This is a genomic window from Pirellulales bacterium (assembly GCA_035499655.1).
Classification (GTDB): domain Bacteria; phylum Planctomycetota; class Planctomycetia; order Pirellulales; family JADZDJ01; genus DATJYL01.
The window spans coordinates 1-16,353 of the sequence record DATJYL010000153.1; the positions used below are offsets into that span (position 1 = coordinate 1).

15 protein-coding genes are annotated in these 16,353 nt (G+C 58.7%); 7 read left to right on the forward strand and 8 right to left on the reverse strand.

The features are described from left to right. Positions 1-542: adenosylhomocysteinase (locus VMJ32_11045; GenBank protein ID HTQ39558.1), on the reverse strand; the 542-nt coding region annotated here is incomplete at its 3' end. Positions 543-764: 222 nt separating this feature from the next. After that, a complete protein-coding gene (locus VMJ32_11050; protein ID HTQ39559.1) occupies positions 765-1,514 on the reverse strand; it encodes a phosphoribosylanthranilate isomerase in 750 nt (249 codons plus the stop codon). 275 nt (positions 1,515-1,789) lie between these two features. Here VMJ32_11050 and VMJ32_11055 point away from each other — a divergent pair, with 275 nt between their 5' ends. The 4 genes from VMJ32_11055 to VMJ32_11070 all read left to right on the forward strand — a co-directional run bounded on the left by VMJ32_11055 (position 1,790) and on the right by VMJ32_11070 (position 7,551). After that, entirely contained in the window at positions 1,790-3,133 is a 1,344-nt protein-coding gene (locus VMJ32_11055; GenBank protein ID HTQ39560.1) for a hypothetical protein, read from the forward strand. 186 nt (positions 3,134-3,319) lie between these two features. Next, the gene (locus VMJ32_11060; protein ID HTQ39561.1) at positions 3,320-4,924 is read left to right on the forward strand and encodes an AAA family ATPase; all 1,605 of its coding nucleotides are present in this window, start codon (positions 3,320-3,322) and stop codon (positions 4,922-4,924) included. Positions 4,925-4,949: 25 nt separating this feature from the next. Then, positions 4,950-6,635, forward strand: a complete 1,686-nt coding sequence (locus tag VMJ32_11065) for a hypothetical protein (GenBank protein HTQ39562.1) — start codon at positions 4,950-4,952, stop codon at positions 6,633-6,635. A gap of 22 nt (positions 6,636-6,657) precedes the next feature. Next, complete coding sequence (locus VMJ32_11070; GenBank protein ID HTQ39563.1) at positions 6,658-7,551, forward strand: polyprenol monophosphomannose synthase; 894 nt, start codon at positions 6,658-6,660, stop codon at positions 7,549-7,551. Between the two features lie 63 nt (positions 7,552-7,614). On the opposite strand, the gene VMJ32_11075 is transcribed toward VMJ32_11070, so the two are convergent. Beyond that, entirely contained in the window at positions 7,615-8,121 is a 507-nt protein-coding gene (locus VMJ32_11075) for a hypothetical protein (protein HTQ39564.1), read from the reverse strand. A 116-nt stretch (positions 8,122-8,237) separates the two neighbouring features. On the opposite strand from VMJ32_11075, the gene VMJ32_11080 reads away from it, so the two are divergent. Continuing rightward, positions 8,238-9,533 carry an NAD(P)/FAD-dependent oxidoreductase gene (locus VMJ32_11080; GenBank protein ID HTQ39565.1) on the forward strand — a complete coding sequence of 432 codons (1,296 nt, stop codon included), beginning with the start codon at positions 8,238-8,240 and terminating at the stop codon, positions 9,531-9,533. Positions 9,534-9,573: 40 nt separating this feature from the next. On the opposite strand, the gene VMJ32_11085 is transcribed toward VMJ32_11080, so the two are convergent. From VMJ32_11085 to VMJ32_11105, 5 genes are all read right to left on the reverse strand, one after another. Further along, the gene (locus VMJ32_11085) at positions 9,574-10,362 is read right to left on the reverse strand and encodes a hypothetical protein (protein ID HTQ39566.1); all 789 of its coding nucleotides are present in this window, start codon (positions 10,360-10,362) and stop codon (positions 9,574-9,576) included. A gap of 27 nt (positions 10,363-10,389) precedes the next feature. Further along, positions 10,390-10,713 (reverse strand): DUF5615 family PIN-like protein, encoded by a 324-nt coding sequence (locus VMJ32_11090; protein HTQ39567.1) that lies wholly within the window; start codon positions 10,711-10,713, stop codon positions 10,390-10,392. Next, positions 10,697-10,918 (reverse strand): DUF433 domain-containing protein, encoded by a 222-nt coding sequence (locus tag VMJ32_11095; GenBank protein HTQ39568.1) that lies wholly within the window; start codon positions 10,916-10,918, stop codon positions 10,697-10,699. The genes VMJ32_11090 and VMJ32_11095 overlap by 17 nt, the downstream gene beginning before the upstream one ends. Before the next feature lie 16 nt (positions 10,919-10,934). Further along, positions 10,935-11,474: a hypothetical protein gene (locus VMJ32_11100; protein ID HTQ39569.1), complete on the reverse strand. Its 540-nt coding sequence runs from the start codon at positions 11,472-11,474 to the stop codon at positions 10,935-10,937. Positions 11,475-11,567: 93 nt separating this feature from the next. Continuing rightward, entirely contained in the window at positions 11,568-12,446 is an 879-nt protein-coding gene (locus tag VMJ32_11105) for a GDSL-type esterase/lipase family protein (protein HTQ39570.1), read from the reverse strand. 352 nt (positions 12,447-12,798) lie between these two features. On the opposite strand from VMJ32_11105, the gene VMJ32_11110 reads away from it, so the two are divergent. Next, entirely contained in the window at positions 12,799-14,172 is a 1,374-nt protein-coding gene (locus tag VMJ32_11110; GenBank protein HTQ39571.1) for a DUF6807 family protein, read from the forward strand. 150 nt (positions 14,173-14,322) lie between these two features. Continuing rightward, positions 14,323-16,302, forward strand: a complete 1,980-nt coding sequence (gene acs / locus VMJ32_11115; GenBank protein HTQ39572.1) for an acetate--CoA ligase — start codon at positions 14,323-14,325, stop codon at positions 16,300-16,302. Positions 16,303-16,353 lie beyond the last annotated feature (51 nt).

A 16,353-nucleotide genomic window follows, 5' to 3' on the forward strand; every position in this document is an offset into this window, starting at 1 on the left:
TCCACCAGCGATTCGCGGCAGCCGTACAGGTTGTCGAACTTGCTCTTGGTGACCGAATCGTTCACGTTGATGGCGGGCACTTTCAGCTCGCCCCGTTCGTGCATTTGGTACAGCCGATGCACGCCGGTCGTAGTCTCTTCGCTCAGCCCCTTAATGCCCGACAGCAGCTCCGGATATTTTTGATGCACCATCGCCGTGAGGTCGCCGCCGTCGTCCAAAATCAAATTCAGCGGCTGGCCGTCGGGGAAGAACAATGTTTGCTCAATGCACCAATCGAACTCCTCGTTCGTTTCGCCTTTCCAAGCGAACACCGGGCAAGTTCCCTTTTTGGCGATGGCCGCCGCCGCGTGGTCTTGCGTGGAGAAAATGTTGCAACTGCTCCAGGTTACTTTCGCGCCCAGCTCTTCCAGCGTTTCGATCAGCACCGCCGTTTGAATGGTCATGTGCAGACAGCCGGCAATGCGGGCTCCGGCCAAGGGCTTGCTCTTGCCGTATTTTTTCCGCAGCGCCATCAGGCCGGGCATTTCCTGCTCGGCCAGCATAATTTCCTTGCGGCCCCAATCGGCCAGGGCGAGATCGGTAACTTTGTACGGCAATTTTTTCTCAACGGCAGTGGCCACGGTGAACTCCTGAATTGAATCATTTAAAAAACCGCGCTAACTCTTTACAGTGCAAGCGCTTCCGGAATTTCTTGAACCACCCATTCTAAGCACCGCCGGCGATTTTCGCAAGCGCGGTAGTCGCACGAACAGTTCCTAATCCACTTATGGCTTAGCGACTTCGTCGAAAGCACGTTTCGCCTCGTCGATAAACGCTTTCACTTTGGCCGGGTCTTTTTTGCCCGGGGCGCTTTCCACACCGCTGGCGGTATCAACGGCGATGGGCCGAGCCGTTTGTATTGCGGTAGCCACGTTCTTGGGCGAAAGCCCCCCAGCCAAAATGATCGACACTGCTGAGGCTGGATTAACTCGCGGCCGTAATTGTTGCCAACGCGAAAGAGTATCGCCGTGTTTTTGCCACATCGCAATGGTATCCCATTTGAGTGGAATCCCGGTTCCACCAAAGAGATCATTATCCCATGAATCAATCAATACCCAACTTTGTTTGCATCCCAATTCAACGCAATGTTTCAGGTAATTATCCATCAATCTGCCATCTTGTTCCCAACGCAGTGCCTTAATCATTGGAATTGTGTGAGTCTTACCGAACGCAGCTAAAAACTCCGGTGACTCTTTGCCATGAAATTGCACCATGTCAAGCGCAGCAGCAGTCATCGCATCATCTACATCTTCTCCCAGAGGATTTACGAATACACCTACTTTCTGCACGTGGGAAGGAATGGCATGGGCGATTTCCCATGCTTGCTGAAGAGACACGCATCGTTTACTGCCCGAATAAAAATTCAATCCAATTGCATCTGCGCCGGCTTCAACAACGGCCTCCGCATCTTGAGGCGTTGTCACCCCGCAAATTTTGATTTGAAACGGCAACCGGCTCATCGGCACACCAAGCATAATTTTCACACGGCATCGCGCTCAAAAAATAACCGTCCCCAATTATACGCTAGCACCCATGGTGTGCCGACTGCCCAATACATAGCCCGACTGTGCCGGTCGGGCGTGCGGCGTTACAACGCCATCCGCTCAAAACCGTTTCATGCTGTCTGGATTGCCCCGCCGATACGAATCGATATACGCCATCATCCCGTTTCTGCCTTCAGCTTTCTGCCTTTTTCCGTCCGCCTTCCGCTTACCGCACACTGCCTACCGTCTACCGCCAGCCGCCTGCTATGTCCACAATCACTAAAACCGCCTGGCGCCGCCTGTACGTGTTTCTGGCCCTTGCGCTGGCTGTGTTTTTGTTGGCGCTAATAAGCGTCGGCTTCATCTGCCACGGCTTCGCCATGTCGCCGGCGAGCGCAGTCCAAGCCTCGGGCGCACAGCAGTCGGCGAACAGTGCGGGCGCATCGCCGACCAATGGCAGCCAAACCGAGGAAGTCGAGCCCGACGAAGTTCAGCCGCTTCCCGTCCCGCCGGAAATCAAAACCGCTATCGCGGCTGCCAACAAAAATGGGCTGGCCGCTTATCGCGCCACGCAAAATGCCGTCGATCAATATCAGGCCACGGAAATCGAGCTACAAGATTTGCTGGATCAGCATTTCGACGATTTGCTGCACGCGGCCCAAACCGCCGCCGATCAAAAAACCGCGCCGGCCGAAGAAAATCAATCATTGCCCGCGCCGCAACCGGCGCCTGCGGCTGCCGCGCCGCAAATGGCCATCAATCCGCGCTGGCAGGACTTGGAAAACCAAATCGTTCAATATCGAAAACAGCGCGTGGCTCTGTTAGATACGCTGCTTCCCACACACCCCAGCGTGCGGCAACTCGATCTTTCGTTGTCGGAACTCGAACGCCAGCTCGAGACAGTCCCCAAGGAAATTCCCGCCTCGCAAGCGGAATCCGCACCACTGGCCACCTCCGCCGCGCCACAGCCTGAGCAAAACGCTACGGCGAATGCACCGCCTGCCTCCGACGCGCGCCGGGCGTCCCATCTTCCATCGGCCTCCAGTGTCTTTGCACAATTGCTCCCCGTCTGGCAAAACACCGCCGAGCAATATCACGAATTGACCACGCGCTTGCAATCGCAGCAGGACGTTTGTTATCAGGCCCTGAATACCGAAAGCACCGCCTGGCAACGGAAAGCCCAAATTCCGGCCAATTACCTGGCCACGCTCACCGTGCCCAAACCCGCGCCTGCGATTGAGTCCCGCCCGCCGATGGTCGGCGCCGATCCGCGCCTGGCAATCTGGTGGTGTGGCGTGCTGGCCATCGGCGTCGCGGCTTTGGTGGCCCGCCGGGCGCAAGTGTCGGAGGCGGTGTTTCGCACGGCCTCAGAAGTGCGCCAGCGGCTGGCCCTGACCATTCTCGGCTTCTTGCCGCAAAATTCCCTGGCCCGGACCTCGCAACATCCGCCGTCCGAACCGCGCTGGATCGGCCGCACGCTAATCGCCGCCGAATTGTGCCTCTTGGTGCTGGCGGCCGTGCTGGCGGCAATGTCGATCTCCGACCGGCAATTCTTCACACATTTCTTAGCCAATCCGCTGGCTGCTTGCTCGCAAAAGTTCTGGTGCTAGCACCGCCCGCTGTTCGGCTTAATCCGCCGCGCTGCCAAACGCCGAAGCTATCTAACAGCGCATGCAGCAATGACGAATGTCCAAATCCCAATGACCAATGAGTGTTGCTGCTTCATATTGGTCATTGGTGCTTTGACATTGGTCATTGATTTAGTTTAACCCGCGATCCTTCCTACAACGCTTTCAATGTACGAATCGTTTTTCGGTTTCAATGAGCGTCCGTTCGCCGCTGCGGCGTTAGCCAAGCGCTATTTTCGCAGCGAGTCCAGCGAGGCCGCTCGCGAAAACCTGGCCCGCTGCATCGACCGCGCCGAAGGCGTCGGCTTGCTCATCGGACCGTCCGGAACAGGCAAGACATTGTTGTGCCAGGTGCTGGCGGAGCAATTCCGCCGTTCGATGCAGGTAGCGCTGTTGGCCAGCGGACAACTTTGCACGCGCCGTGCCATGCTGCAGGCCATCTTATTCGAACTCGGCTTGCCGTTTCGCGGAATGGAAGAAGGCGACTTGCGGCTCGCGCTGGTCGATCATCTTTCCCCCCGTGCAAAATCGGCCGATGCCGCGCAGCAGGACGCTGGCGCCGTCCCCTCCTCGCTCTCTGCCCCCCCGCTGCTGCTCATCGTCGACGAAGCCCACACGCTGCCCATGCGGCTGTTGGAAGAGTTGCGCCTGATCACCAATCTGGTGCGCGGCGGTCAGCCCCGGGTGCGGCTGGTGTTGGCCGGCGGCCCGCAATTGGAAGATCGCTTCGCCCATCCGAAAATGGAATCGTTCAATCAGCGCGTTGCGGCCCGCTGCTACTTGGAAACGCTCGACCGGCAGCAAACCATCGAATACGTTCGCCATCAAGTTCTGCAAGTCGGCGGCCAGCCCGATCGCATTTTCACTTCCGATGCGCTGGAAGCGGTGGCCCATGCCACCGGCGGCATTCCGCGGCTGATCAACCAGGTGTGCGATCATGTTCTGCTGCTGGCCTTTGCCGGCGGAGTGGAGCAAATCACTGCCCCAGGCGTCGAAGAAGCCTGGGCCGATTTGCAACAATTGCCAACGCCCTGGAACGCAGCGCCGGGCGCGCCGGCGCCGGTGAACGAAAACAGCGTCGTCGAGTTCGGCAGCCTCGATGATGAACTGGCCGACGAACTTCCTCCCGCCGTGCCGTTCCGCGCCCCTGCCGATCAGGCCAATGCACAAGCAGCTCAGCAAGCCAATCCGCTGGAAGCTTTACGGGAAACGATCGCCCCGCCCCGCGAGTTCCACGACGATTTTCATCCCGCCGGCAGCATCGGGCCCGAAGTGGAATTGGTGTTCCCGCACGGGTCAAATCCATTCCACGGCGATTTCGCCGAGGAAGAAGTGGTGATCGACCGCTACACGTCGTTGCAGGCCGACGCCTTGGCCCATCGCCCATTGGTCCGCAGCGCCGAAAGCCGCTCGTTGGCCGCGCTTCTGAAAGCGGCCCATTCCGTCGTGGAAAAATTGTCCCAGGAAAAGCCCGCGATGGCCCTTGCACCGTCCACCTGGCCCGGCGGCGTTCCCGCGCAGCCAGCGCCACTCTCCTCCGCGCCCCCCACCGCTACGCAAGTCACGGACGATGCCGCCGCAATCGAAAATACCAGCGCTGAACAAACGATGCCGCCCGCCGCCGTCACGCCATACCAAACCGGGCCTATCCACGACGATAATTTAATCGTCATCGAAGAACCGCCGAGATTGAAGCCGCCCCAACCCAAGCAGCCTATCCGCGTTCGCCGCCAGGAATATCGCCAACTGTTCGCCCAATTGCGCCGCGGCTAGCGTTCGCTATCCGACTCCCCGCCTCATGAGCTTAATCCTAAAATCGCTGACGCGGATCGAAACGCGACCGTTAAATCCGGTCAGTCAGCCGGAACCGGCCTCAATCGATCCAACGCCTGGGCTAATCGATATTCAGCCCGAACCAGTGGCCGATCAGCCCAATGCAACGGCCGCAATTCTAGAGCCCGCTGCCTCGCCCCCCGTCGCCGTCGGCAGTCCACAGGAAATCTTCCCCTTGGAAGAAATCGACCCGCTTGACGAAATCGTCGCTCCGCTGGAACTGGCTTTCGACCAGTCCAAAGCAAATCTCGCCGTCCCCCTCGCACCCTTGCCGGATCAGATTGAACCGCTCCTTGCGGAGCAACTTTCGCCGTTGCCCGCCTTGGCCGAGTTCAACCTCACCGATCCGCTCCCGCTTGTGGCCAATTGGGCCCAGCCCGCACAGGCCGAGTCCCTCCCTCCCGAACACCAGCAGCCCGAGATCACCCATTCCGAGCCGGCGTCGTCCTCCCCCGCTTTGCCGCCGGCAGAACGGGTGATGCCCGTCGAACAACCCTCCACGGTCAAACCGCTGGCCGTGGAAACCATTGCCGCGTTCACCGCCGATTTCCAACCCGGCTCCCATGTCGACTGGCTGCACCTGGAACAATTGCAAAACATGGTCACGGCCAATCTGGCCAATCTCACGGCGTCCGATTACGACCTTGCGGAAATCGACTTGAGCCATATCGCCCCGGCTCCATCCACCGTATATCCGTCGCCGCCTGCTGAGGTCCCTCCGCCATCTCCAGCGCCGGAAGTGATTGAATGGCAGGCTGAAGTGTTCCGTTTGCACGCCGCCGAAGTTGAACGATTGCAAGCCGAGGTTGTCCGGTTGCAAGCCGAAGCGACCGCCCCCAAAAACACAACACCATCGGTCCCCGCCGCTCCAGAACCTGCCCTGCCAGACGCTTCCCTCGAAGTTCCTGCCCCGCCGGCTCCCACCCCGGCTGTCAGCCCGGCAAATTGGCCCGGCGGAATTCCCGCATTACCATCGTCGCTTGAACCGCCGCAACAGTCACAGCCCCCGCTCAACATCCGGCCTGAATTTCGCGAATTGCGCGACCAATTGCTGGCCAAGCTTAATTTAACGCAGCATCCCACGCTGCTGCTCGTCGACGCCGGCCGCGAAACGGGAAACGCTTCTTGGCTCTGGCCCCTGGCCGCGGCCATCCTCGACAAACTGAACGCCGCCCGCGGCCACTCAAATTCGCGAATTCTGCTCGTCGAAGCCACCGATGCCGATTGCCGCCTGGCACAAACCCTTGGATTCGACACGCACCTCGGCTTAAACCACGTGTTGAATAACCGCTCCACCTGGCAGGCCGCCATCCAATCCACCTTGCATCCGCAAATCAAACTGCTCTGCCGCGGCTCGGAATATCTCCAGGCCGTGTCACCGCAGCGGCTTAAAGAATCGTGGTCCGAGTTGTCGCGACAGTTCGATTTGCTGCTGGTCGCCGCCGGCCCGGCGTGTAAATCTACATCAACAAGCAATTCCGCCGCTACCAAAACGTCGGCCCTTTGCACCAGCGATCTCTTCCCCTTGGCCGCCGCCGCCATGCTTTACGTGGAATTGGGCGCCACCTCCGCCGCGGCCGCCGCCGACGCCAAACGCCTGCTCGACGCCCACCGGATTCCGGTGCTAGGCTGTGTTATACAGCCCACATAGTCTTTGGCCGTGCAGCAAGACCATGAATATATCGCAGCCTGCAAAACTACCGGACCCACGGTCCAGTGAGCCGGAACCAGGGACGACCACCACCAAAACGCTGGTGATGACCTGCACGCTGAACGAAATTGAAAATCTGCCGCGGCTTGTCGACGAGATTTTCGCCTTCGCTCCCCAAGTCGACATTCTGGTGATCGACGACAACTCGCCCGACGGCACCGGCCAATGGTGCGACCAGCAAACCGCCGCCGGTCGCCGCCTTCACTGCCTGCATCGCAGTGGCAAATTGGGCCTGGGCACGGCCATTATCGTCGGCATGCAGTATGCCATCGACCACGGCTACGATTACGTCCTGAACATGGATGCCGATTTCAGCCATCACCCGCGCTATCTCCCCGCCATGCTCGCCGGCATGGAAGGAAACAATCAACCTCTCCCTTTGGGAGAGGGTCGGGACGACCTTCCCCCTCGCCCTTTGGGAGATGGCCGGGTCTCCCCAGGCGACTCGCCGTGGCGAGGTGAGGGTGCTGCACCCGTCGACGTCATGATCGGTTCCCGCTACGTTCCCGGCGGCGGCACTGTCGGCTGGCCCCTCAAACGCAAACTGATGAGCCGCGCCGTCAATTTATACGCCCGCTGGTTGTTGTGGCTTAAGCCCCGCGACATCAGCGGCGGTTACCGCTGCTACCGCGTGGCGAAACTGAAAGAATTGCCCTTCGATCAAATCCGCTCCCGCGGTTACTCCTTCCAGGAAGAAGTCCTCTGGCTGCTCCGCCGCCGCGGGGCCACATTCGGCGAAACGCCCATCCTGTTTGCCGACCGCGAGCGCGGACAATCCAAAATCAACCGCGCCGAAGCCTGGGCCGCTTTGCGCATCATCTTCGGGCTCGGCCTGCGGAATTTAGCCGGCAAATAATTGAGTTGGTCACCCCAGGCGCTCAATATCAATCGAGTCGTCGCGGCCTTCAAAATATCCGCCTCAAATCTTTCTTGAATCATATGCCCAGTGCAGCAGCGCCTGCCGTTGCCGTCGCCGGCATTTCAAATCTCCCCGCCGGCAATGCGCTTGAATTTGCGCCGCGTGCCGCCGGATGGCCCGCCAACGCTTAATTTGCCGCTCGTCGTCCAGGCAGCGACGGCCCATGTAATACCGGCAGTACCATTGGAACCAGCCGCGTGGGTCTTCGTGGTAAATCCATCCGTTGCGCCGCCACACCGCCAGCGGCTGCGAGGCATTCACGCCAAAATAATTCAGCGCCGCATCGTGCCGCTTCGGGCACAACTTGGCCCGATCGAACCACTGGTCCGGAAATTCCCCGGTGCAATCGGTCATGTACTTCCCGCCAAACACGCCAAACTCCAGCATTTGCTGCGGCGTCAGTTGCGGGCGGAAATCGGGATGAAAATTCTTCCCCACCGGCTCCGTGCAATAGTAGACGTAATTTTTCTGCATCTGGTCATTGACCACCACACGGCGTTTTTTCATGTGATATTCGCTTCCGGCCGCGGCACGGTAAGATGGTTGCTCAAAATTTGGCGCGGCTTGCAGCCCTCTGTTCAATGCCGTTCGTCCGCGCACCAGTATAGAATTTTCCGCCCACGTTGAGGTGCCCCATTTCCGCCGCCGCAAATTCCCACTGGCAGGTCCTGGTCATCGGCGCCGGCGCTGCCGGCTTGGTGGCGGCCGAACGTGCGGCTTCGCGCGGTCTCAAAACCCTGCTGCTGGAGCGCAACTTCCGGCCCGGCGTCAAAATTCTCATGTCCGGCGGCACGCGCTGCAATCTCACCCAAAATACCGACGCCCGCGGCATTGTCGCCGCTTACGGTCCGCCCGGTCGATTTCTCCACTCGGCCTTGGCGGCACTCAGCCCACAAGATTTGGTGGCCCTCGTCGAAGACGAAGGCGTGCCCACCAAAATCGAAGAAACCGGCAAAATTTTTCCCGTGAGCAACAAAGCGGCCGACGTGCTCCGGGCTTTTCTAGACCGCTTGCACCGCAGCGGTTGCGAGCTGGCACTGGAAGAGTCGCTTGTCGGCTTAGCGCGAATCGAAGATTCGGCTAGCGGACTAGTTGGCTTTCGGCTGACGACCGACAAACGAACTCTCACCGCTGAACGCCTGATCATCACCACCGGCGGCCAATCGTATCCCGGCAGCGGAACCACCGGCGACGGTTACCGCTGGGCCGCGACTTTTGGTCACACCATCGTGCCACCCCGCCCGGCCTTGGTCCCCATTACCACTTCAGCCCCCTGGGTGCGCGAACTCTCCGGCATCACCATTCCCGACGTGGTGCTACGCTTGCTGGAGCCAGAGACAAATCAATCCAACCCTAAACAAAAAATCCTCGACACCCGCCGCGGCTCACTGCTATTCACGCACTTTGGTTTGTCCGGCCCGGTCGTGCTCGACATCAGCCGTCACATCAGCGGTCATCCGCATCCGCAGGCGCTGCATCTGGAGTGCGATTTTCTGCCGAACATCAAAACCGCCGAATTAGATTCGCAGCTTCGGCAGCAGGCCGCCGCCGAAGGCAAAAAGCAACTTCTCTCGCTGGTGCCGGAATTGTTGCCCCGCCGCTTGGCCGAAGTTCTACTGCGCGAAGCCAGTCTGCCCCCCGATAAAAAAGCCGGCGAACTGAGCAACGCCAACCGTGCAACGCTGATCCGCGCTCTCAAGCAACTGCCAATCCCCGTCACCGGCACCCGCGGCTTCGGAAAAGCAGAAGTGACCGCCGGCGGCGTCGCGCTGGGTGAAATCGATTCCAGCACGCTGCAAAGCAAACTGGTTCCCGGCCTGTTTTTCGCCGGTGAAGTGCTCGATCTCGACGGCCCCATCGGCGGCTACAACTTCCAAGCCGCCTTCAGCACCGGCTGGCTGGCAGGGAAGAATGTGTGAAAAATCGCACCTCGTGGAGAAAATGTACGATCGCCGGACGCTACTCTGTCGAAAGATTGAGACCGTCGGTGTCCAATCCGGTCGTTGCTGGCTGGCGCGAGTGAGTCACGCTCGTGTAAACAATCATCCCAACCAGAATCGCAGCCAATACAATGCTTGCGCCAATCGTGCCCAGTTCCAATCCACCTTGGGCATGTGTTTTGGTGAGTAAATCGCCAAACGTGGCGCCGAAGGGACGAGTGAGCACAAAGGCGATCCAAAACAGCAGCACGCGGCTGAGTTGGGTGAAGTATGCCAGCAGCGCGACCAAAGCGATCAGCCCGCCGATGAGTGCTGCCCCGCCCAAAAAACCCAGGCCGGAATCGTCGGCTAAAAAATCACCCAGGGCCGTGCCCAGCGTGTTGGAAAACAAAATCGCCACCCAATAAAACATTTCCGCCCTGGTCGTGCGAATGTTGCTGACCGACAGCGATTTTTCGCTCAACCGCCAAATGGCCAGCACGGTGGCCAAGCAGCAAATCAGAATCAACGAGCCCTTGGCGTAGCCCAACCCCAGCGTGCGATCCATGCAGTCCGACATGGTCGTGCCGGCCATGCTGGTTGTGAGAATTACCGTCCAATACAGCGCGGGAATAAATCGCTTGGATGCCAACTGAGCCGTCACCGAAACAAAAAACAGCCCGATCAAAATCGCCGAACTCAGCGCGTAGCCCACGTTCAGCGTCATCGAAATCAAATCACCCGCCGTTTCACCCAGCGTCGTGGCGCAAATTTTCATTACCCAAAACGCCAGCGTAACCTGCGCAACTTTATTGGAGTGAGCGTGCATGGGGCGGTTGCGGGGAGAAAATTCCAGTCAGGATCGGATTTCTAAAATCTCGCCTGGTTTAATCGTCGTCAAGGCGTTTAAGGTTGCGGGCACGAGCGGAATCAAATCGGCCAAACGATTGCTCACTGCGGCCAACACAACAATCGCCACTCCCGCCGTCTGTAAATTCTGCTGATAGCGAAGATTTTGATCGGTCGTTAGAAAAATTTCCATCCCTTGATTTGACATCAACTCCAACAACTCACCGTTTTTCTTTCCTGTCCAGCCCATTTCGGGCACGGTATGCACTTCGTGCCCGACCAAATGCACGGCTAGGCGGCGCGGTACGCATTCGTCAAGCAGAACGCGCATTGCCCACTAAAGATTGTTTGGCGTATTCCAAAGCCGCAACCGCTTGTTGGCGAGTCACGCTGGGGAAATCTTGCAGGAATTCGTCGAGCGAGTCACCGGCCTCCAAATAGTCCAACAAAATATGCGCCGGCACCCGCGTGCCAACGAACACCGGCGTGCCGCCGAGAATATCTGGATCCGACTGAACTGGCAAATTGTTTGTCATGCTTCAATTATAGCTCTTATTGCTTTGGAAAATTTTCATCGATATTCAAACGGACAATCGCCATATGCGAAGCTAAGGCGACAAAAACGGAGCCGTGAACAATGATGCGATAGTTTCCCTCCCGGTACCACGTATCCGATGCGCTTTGCACTTTTGTCGTAGACACCGAGATCGTTCTGCCATTGTTGCGGAAGCCGAATTGGCTCAATCCGCCAAAATAATGATTCAACAGCACCATGGCACACATGGTGTCGGAATTGCCTTGCTTATCTACAGCCAACGCTTCTTCGCCCAGATCGACCATCCATTCAATCGTTGTGAATGTGTGGTAATCCTCTCGGTAAATGGCATTTCGAAAAGCCTCATCCATATCTTTCGATTCTTCGCCATCGCTCTTGAATTCGTCGAAAACATTTTTTTGTAGGGGGCCCGCAAACGAAACGCCCGGCAAAGGTTCCTTGGCCTGGTTTAGCAAAAAGTCATTTACCCGATTGCGTTCCTGTAAAAAACGCATTAACTCTAGTGGATGGCAAATTGGCGCCAGCCCATAGACCAATCACAATGCCAAGAGCAACGACTAGCGCGGTGCCGATAATGAGAAATCGCATGACAAGCTCCTGCGATCAGCAGTTTCTGTCAAAATCTCGACTTATTTTTTCTCCCCCATCAACTCCGCCACCTTGGGCTCAATTGCGGCGGCCCAAATTTCGTACCCTTTGGCGTTGGGGTGCAAATGGTCCGGCATCACGTCGTCGGGAATCGTGCCGTCGGGCTGCAAAAACTTATCGCCAATGTCCATGTAGAAAATCATTTTGTCGTCGGCCAGCTTGGAAATCATGGCGTTGGCGTCCGCAATTTTCTGCCGCTGCACTTTGGTCGCTTCTTTCACGGCGGCAATTTTGGCCGGCACTTCGCTTTCATCGATCGTATCGGCTCCCTTCTTGGCCGCCGCGGCTTTCAATTGTGTCTTCGCCACGGCTTCCAATTGTTCGTCGGTGTTGGGGCCGCGAGGAAAAATGCCCAACAGCAGCAATTTCGTGTCGGGCAATTTCTCCCGCAGTTGATGCACAATGGCGGTTACGCCGTCGGCAATTTCCTCGGCCGTATTATCTTTGCCGTTGGAGTTGTTGGTGCCGATCATGATCACGGCCAGTTTCGGATGAATCCCGTCAATGTTCCCCTGGTCATGCCGCCACAGCACATGTTGCGTGCGGTCGCCGCTGATGCCGTCGTTCATTGCCTTGCGATTGCCGTAGTATTTGTCCCACACATCCTTGCCCCGCGTTTCCCACCCCTGCGTAATCGAATCTCCCACGAACAACAAATCCACGTCCCCCTGCTTGGCCCGTTCCGAAATCTTGTCGATTCGGCCTTGCGTTCCCGTGTGAATCGCCGGCGCGGTGGCCGTGTTCTTCGGCGGTGCGGTCGCCGTGGCGCCCTCGTCTGCGCCCCAAATCAATCGGTTCGAAAACAAAATCGCCAGACTGGCCACGGCGGCCAACATCACCTGTCGCGAAATGGATTTCATCTTTCGGCTCCTCGCTCGGTTTTTAATGGTGCTGCAAAAGTCACGCGTTGGCATTTCTTTCCCCAACCGCTGCCAACCGTAAACCAGCATAAGCCTTGCCAATTCTGAAAGAAAGGTGCCGCTCCAAATTGCGCCTATATTCCACAGGCGAACTGCAGCCGCAATCGGCTTAGTGCCAACTCCGGTGCCCTCACCGACACAGCGCACCGGCCGTTGAGAACCATCGCTCGGCCGGTTATGCTAATGCCAAGCGTTGACGTTTTCGGGGGGGAACAAGTTGCCGGAACTATTTCCGGTCTGTTTTTGTGGAGTTGAAGTTGCCATGCGATGTTGTTTTCCCGCGAGTCGGGCCATGTTTTTCGCCAGCTGGCTGATGGCCGCCGTCGTGCTGCTTGCGGCGGCCGCCGAACTTCGCGCCGCCCAAAATTCGCTCGCCTTTTCGGTCGCCGCCGGCCAGCATGACCGTGTGAACACGCCCGTCTGTGTCGAAATCACGATCGATCCGACTCTCAAAAACGCCGCCTGGGCCACACTGACCGATAGCGCCGGCAATTCGCTCTTCGGCCAAGTGACGGCTCCCAGTTTATTGGCCACGCCGGCCGCCGGCAAATCTGGCGAAGTCGCGCGCGAATTGCATTTCATTCTGCCGAATTTGAAAGCCGGCCAAACCGCCGATTTCACGGCGGAAATTATGGAACACCTGGGATTGGGCGGCAAAGCACCTACACAATTCCAATGGCACGACACGCCCGGCGACCATGACGATTTAACCTTCGGCAATCGCCCCGTGCTGCGCTACATGTATCATCCGCTCGACGAATCGTCCGACGACGCCCGCATGGCGACGTTCAAACCGTACCATCACGTGTTCGATCCCGACACCGGCACGCAACTGCTGACCAAAGGACCCGAAGGCCAGCCCAACGATTGGCCCCATCATCACGGCGTGTTTTACGGCTTTCGTCACGTCACGTACGACGGCGGCAAAAAAGTCGACATTTGGCATTGCCCGGCCGCCTTTCAGGAACATTCCGCCTTCCTGGCCAGCGAAGCCGGGCCCGTGCTAGGCCGTCAACTGATGGAGATCAGTTGGGTGGCCGAGCCCAGCCGCGCCGACGGCATCAACCATTACCCGGCGACACCCGGCGCTCCCAACGCCACCTTCGCCAAAGAACAGCGCGAAGTCACCGTTTACGCCGTCCCTGGCGGCACGCTGCTGCAATTCGCTTCCCGGTTGAATGCCGTTTTACCCCCCGTGCATTTAGATGGCGACCCGCAGCACGCCGGTTTCCATTTCCGGGCCAACCTGGAAGTCATGAAAGAAACGAATGACCAAACGTATTTCTTGCGCCCCGATGGCAAAGGCCCGCTGACCGTCCACAAAGGCAAGGGCAATCAAGGCGACGAAACCCGTAATTGGGAGGCCAAGGGCAATCCGCCCGATGCCCGCACGGTGAACATGCCCTGGGACGCCATGAGTTTCGTCGTCGCCGGCAAGCGTTACACGGTGGCGTATTTGGACAACGACAAAAACCCCAAGCCGTCGCGCGGCAGTGAGCGCGAATACGGCCGCATCGGCAATTACTTCGTCGCCGATCTGAACGATCCGGAAAAGCCGCTCAACGTCGACTACCAGCTCTGGATTCAATCCGGCGAAACAACCGTCGACCAGTGCGCCGCCCTCGACGCCGATTTCAACGACCCGCCCACCGTCACGCTGAAGTAATCTCTTTGCATAAAGCCGCGACCGTTGGTCGCGCTCCGGGTATGGGCAAAGCGGGCTTAGTTCCCCAGCGGTTTGACCGCCCGCGCGCCAAACTCTAAAATCGCCATTCACAGCGATTTTTCTTTTCCATTCGGCGCGGGGAGTTCTCTTATGGCTCAGCAAACCAAGGCGCATTCGGGCACTGCTCAATCCGGCCAGCTCGACACCGTCATGCACGAAGCGAGGCTTTTCCCGCCACCGCCGGAATTTGCCGCAAAAGCCCGCATTAAATCGCTGGCCGAATACGAAACACTGTGGTACGAAGCCGCCGCCGACATCGAAAAATTCTGGGGCAGCCTGGCGAGCGAACTTCACTGGTTCCAGCCCTTCACCAAAGTGCTGCAGTGGAACGAGCCGTTCGCTCATTGGTTTGTCGGCGGCAAAACTAACGCTTCGTACAACTGCCTCGACGCGCATCTCAACTCTGCCACGCGCAATAAAGCGGCTCTGATATGGGAAGGGGAGCCCGGCGAGCAGCGCACGCTCACCTACCAAGAACTGCATCACGAAGTGTGCAAATTCGCCAACTGCTTAAAAAAACTCGGCCTCAAACCCGGCGATGTCGCGTCGATTTACATGCCCATGACGCCGGAACTGGCCATCGCCATGTTGGCCTGCGCCCGCATTGGCGTGGTGCACTCGGTCATCTTCGGCGGCTTCTCCAGCGAAGCCATCGCCGACCGCAACAACGACGCCCAGGCGAAACTCATCATCACGGCCGATGCTGGCTGGCGCCGCGGCCAGCAACTCCCGCTCAAAGCCAATGTCGATGCCGCCCTGGCCAAATCCCCCACGGTGAAAAACTGCATCGTGCTGCGGCGCGTGGGAATCCCCGTTCACATGCAGCCCGGGCGCGACCACTGGTGGCAAGACCTCATGGAAAACGCTTCCGCCGATTGCCCCGCCACGCCGCTCGACAGCGAAGCCCCGCTGTTCATTCTGTACACCAGCGGCAGCACTGGCAAACCCAAGGGCATCAAACACACGACCGCCGGTTACAATCTGTTCGCCAAAAAAACGTTCGAGTGGGTCTTCGATTACCGCCCCGACGACGTCTTTTGGTGCACCGCCGATTGCGGCTGGGTCACCGGTCACAGTTACGTTGTGTATGGCCCGCTCTCGGCCGGAGCCACGGTGTTTATGTACGAGGGCGCGCCCAACTGGCCCGACGAAGGCCGCTTCTGGCGGCTCATCGAAAACTACCGCATCACCGTGTTCTACACGGCGCCGACGGCCATCCGCGCCTTCATCAAATGGGGCGATCACTGGGTCGATAAGTGCGATCTCTCCAGCCTCCGACTCTTGGGCACGGTGGGCGAAGGCATCAATCCCGAAGCTTGGATGTGGTATCACAACAAAATCGGCCGCCAGCGCTGCCCCATTGTCGACACCTGGTGGCAAACCGAAACTGGCGGCATCATGATGAGCCCGCTCCCCGGGGCCATTGCCACCAAGCCCGGCAGTTGCACCAAGCCCCTGCCCGGCATCATCCCCGATATTGTCGATTCCGCCGGCAAATCGGTCCCCCCCGGACATGGCGGCTGGCTGGTGATGAAACAACCGTGGCCCGGCATGCTCCGCGGCATTTGGGGCGACGATGCGCGTTATCAGGAGCAGTATTGGTCCAAAGTGCCCCACAGGTATCTCGCCGGCGACAACGCCCGCTGCGATGCCGACGGTTACTACTGGATCATGGGCCGCATTGACGACGTGCTGAACGTGGCCGGCCACCGGCTCAGCACCATCGAAATCGAAAGTGCCCTGGTCAGCCATCCCGCCGTGGCCGAAGCCGCCGCTGTTGGCCGCCCGCACGAACTCAAAGGCGACGCCGTGGCCGTCTTCGTCGTCCTCAAAAGCGGCATGCCCGGCGAATCGTTGCGCGAAGAGCTCAAGCAGCACGTCCGCAAGGAAATCGGCGCGCTGGCCGTGCCCGACGACATCCGCTTCACCGCCACGCTTCCCAAAACCCGTTCGGGCAAAATCATGCGCCGCCTGCTGCGCGACATCGCCGCCGGCAAAGAATCCACCGGCGACACCACCACACTGGAAGATTATTCGGTCCTCGCCAAACTCCGCGGGAATGAGGAGTAATGTCCCATCCACTGCTTATTTTATTTAGCCCCGGGTCAACGACCCGGGGCC

Coding starts and splice junctions, on each gene's coding strand:
- VMJ32_11075 (HTQ39564.1), bottom strand. CDS start 8,121: ATGAAAAAACGCCGTGTGGTGGTCAATGACCAGATGCAGAAAAATTAC.
- VMJ32_11110 (HTQ39571.1), top strand. CDS start 12,799: ATGTTTTTCGCCAGCTGGCTGATGGCCGCCGTCGTGCTGCTTGCGGCG.
- VMJ32_11070 (HTQ39563.1), top strand. CDS start 6,658: ATGAATATATCGCAGCCTGCAAAACTACCGGACCCACGGTCCAGTGAG.
- acs (HTQ39572.1), top strand. CDS start 14,323: ATGGCTCAGCAAACCAAGGCGCATTCGGGCACTGCTCAATCCGGCCAG.
- VMJ32_11085 (HTQ39566.1), bottom strand. CDS start 10,362: ATGCACGCTCACTCCAATAAAGTTGCGCAGGTTACGCTGGCGTTTTGG.
- VMJ32_11050 (HTQ39559.1), bottom strand. CDS start 1,514: ATGCTTGGTGTGCCGATGAGCCGGTTGCCGTTTCAAATCAAAATTTGC.
- VMJ32_11055 (HTQ39560.1), top strand. CDS start 1,790: ATGTCCACAATCACTAAAACCGCCTGGCGCCGCCTGTACGTGTTTCTG.
- VMJ32_11095 (HTQ39568.1), bottom strand. CDS start 10,918: ATGACAAACAATTTGCCAGTTCAGTCGGATCCAGATATTCTCGGCGGC.
- VMJ32_11060 (HTQ39561.1), top strand. CDS start 3,320: ATGTACGAATCGTTTTTCGGTTTCAATGAGCGTCCGTTCGCCGCTGCG.
- VMJ32_11090 (HTQ39567.1), bottom strand. CDS start 10,713: ATGCGCGTTCTGCTTGACGAATGCGTACCGCGCCGCCTAGCCGTGCAT.
- VMJ32_11105 (HTQ39570.1), bottom strand. CDS start 12,446: ATGAAATCCATTTCGCGACAGGTGATGTTGGCCGCCGTGGCCAGTCTG.
- VMJ32_11065 (HTQ39562.1), top strand. CDS start 4,950: ATGAGCTTAATCCTAAAATCGCTGACGCGGATCGAAACGCGACCGTTA.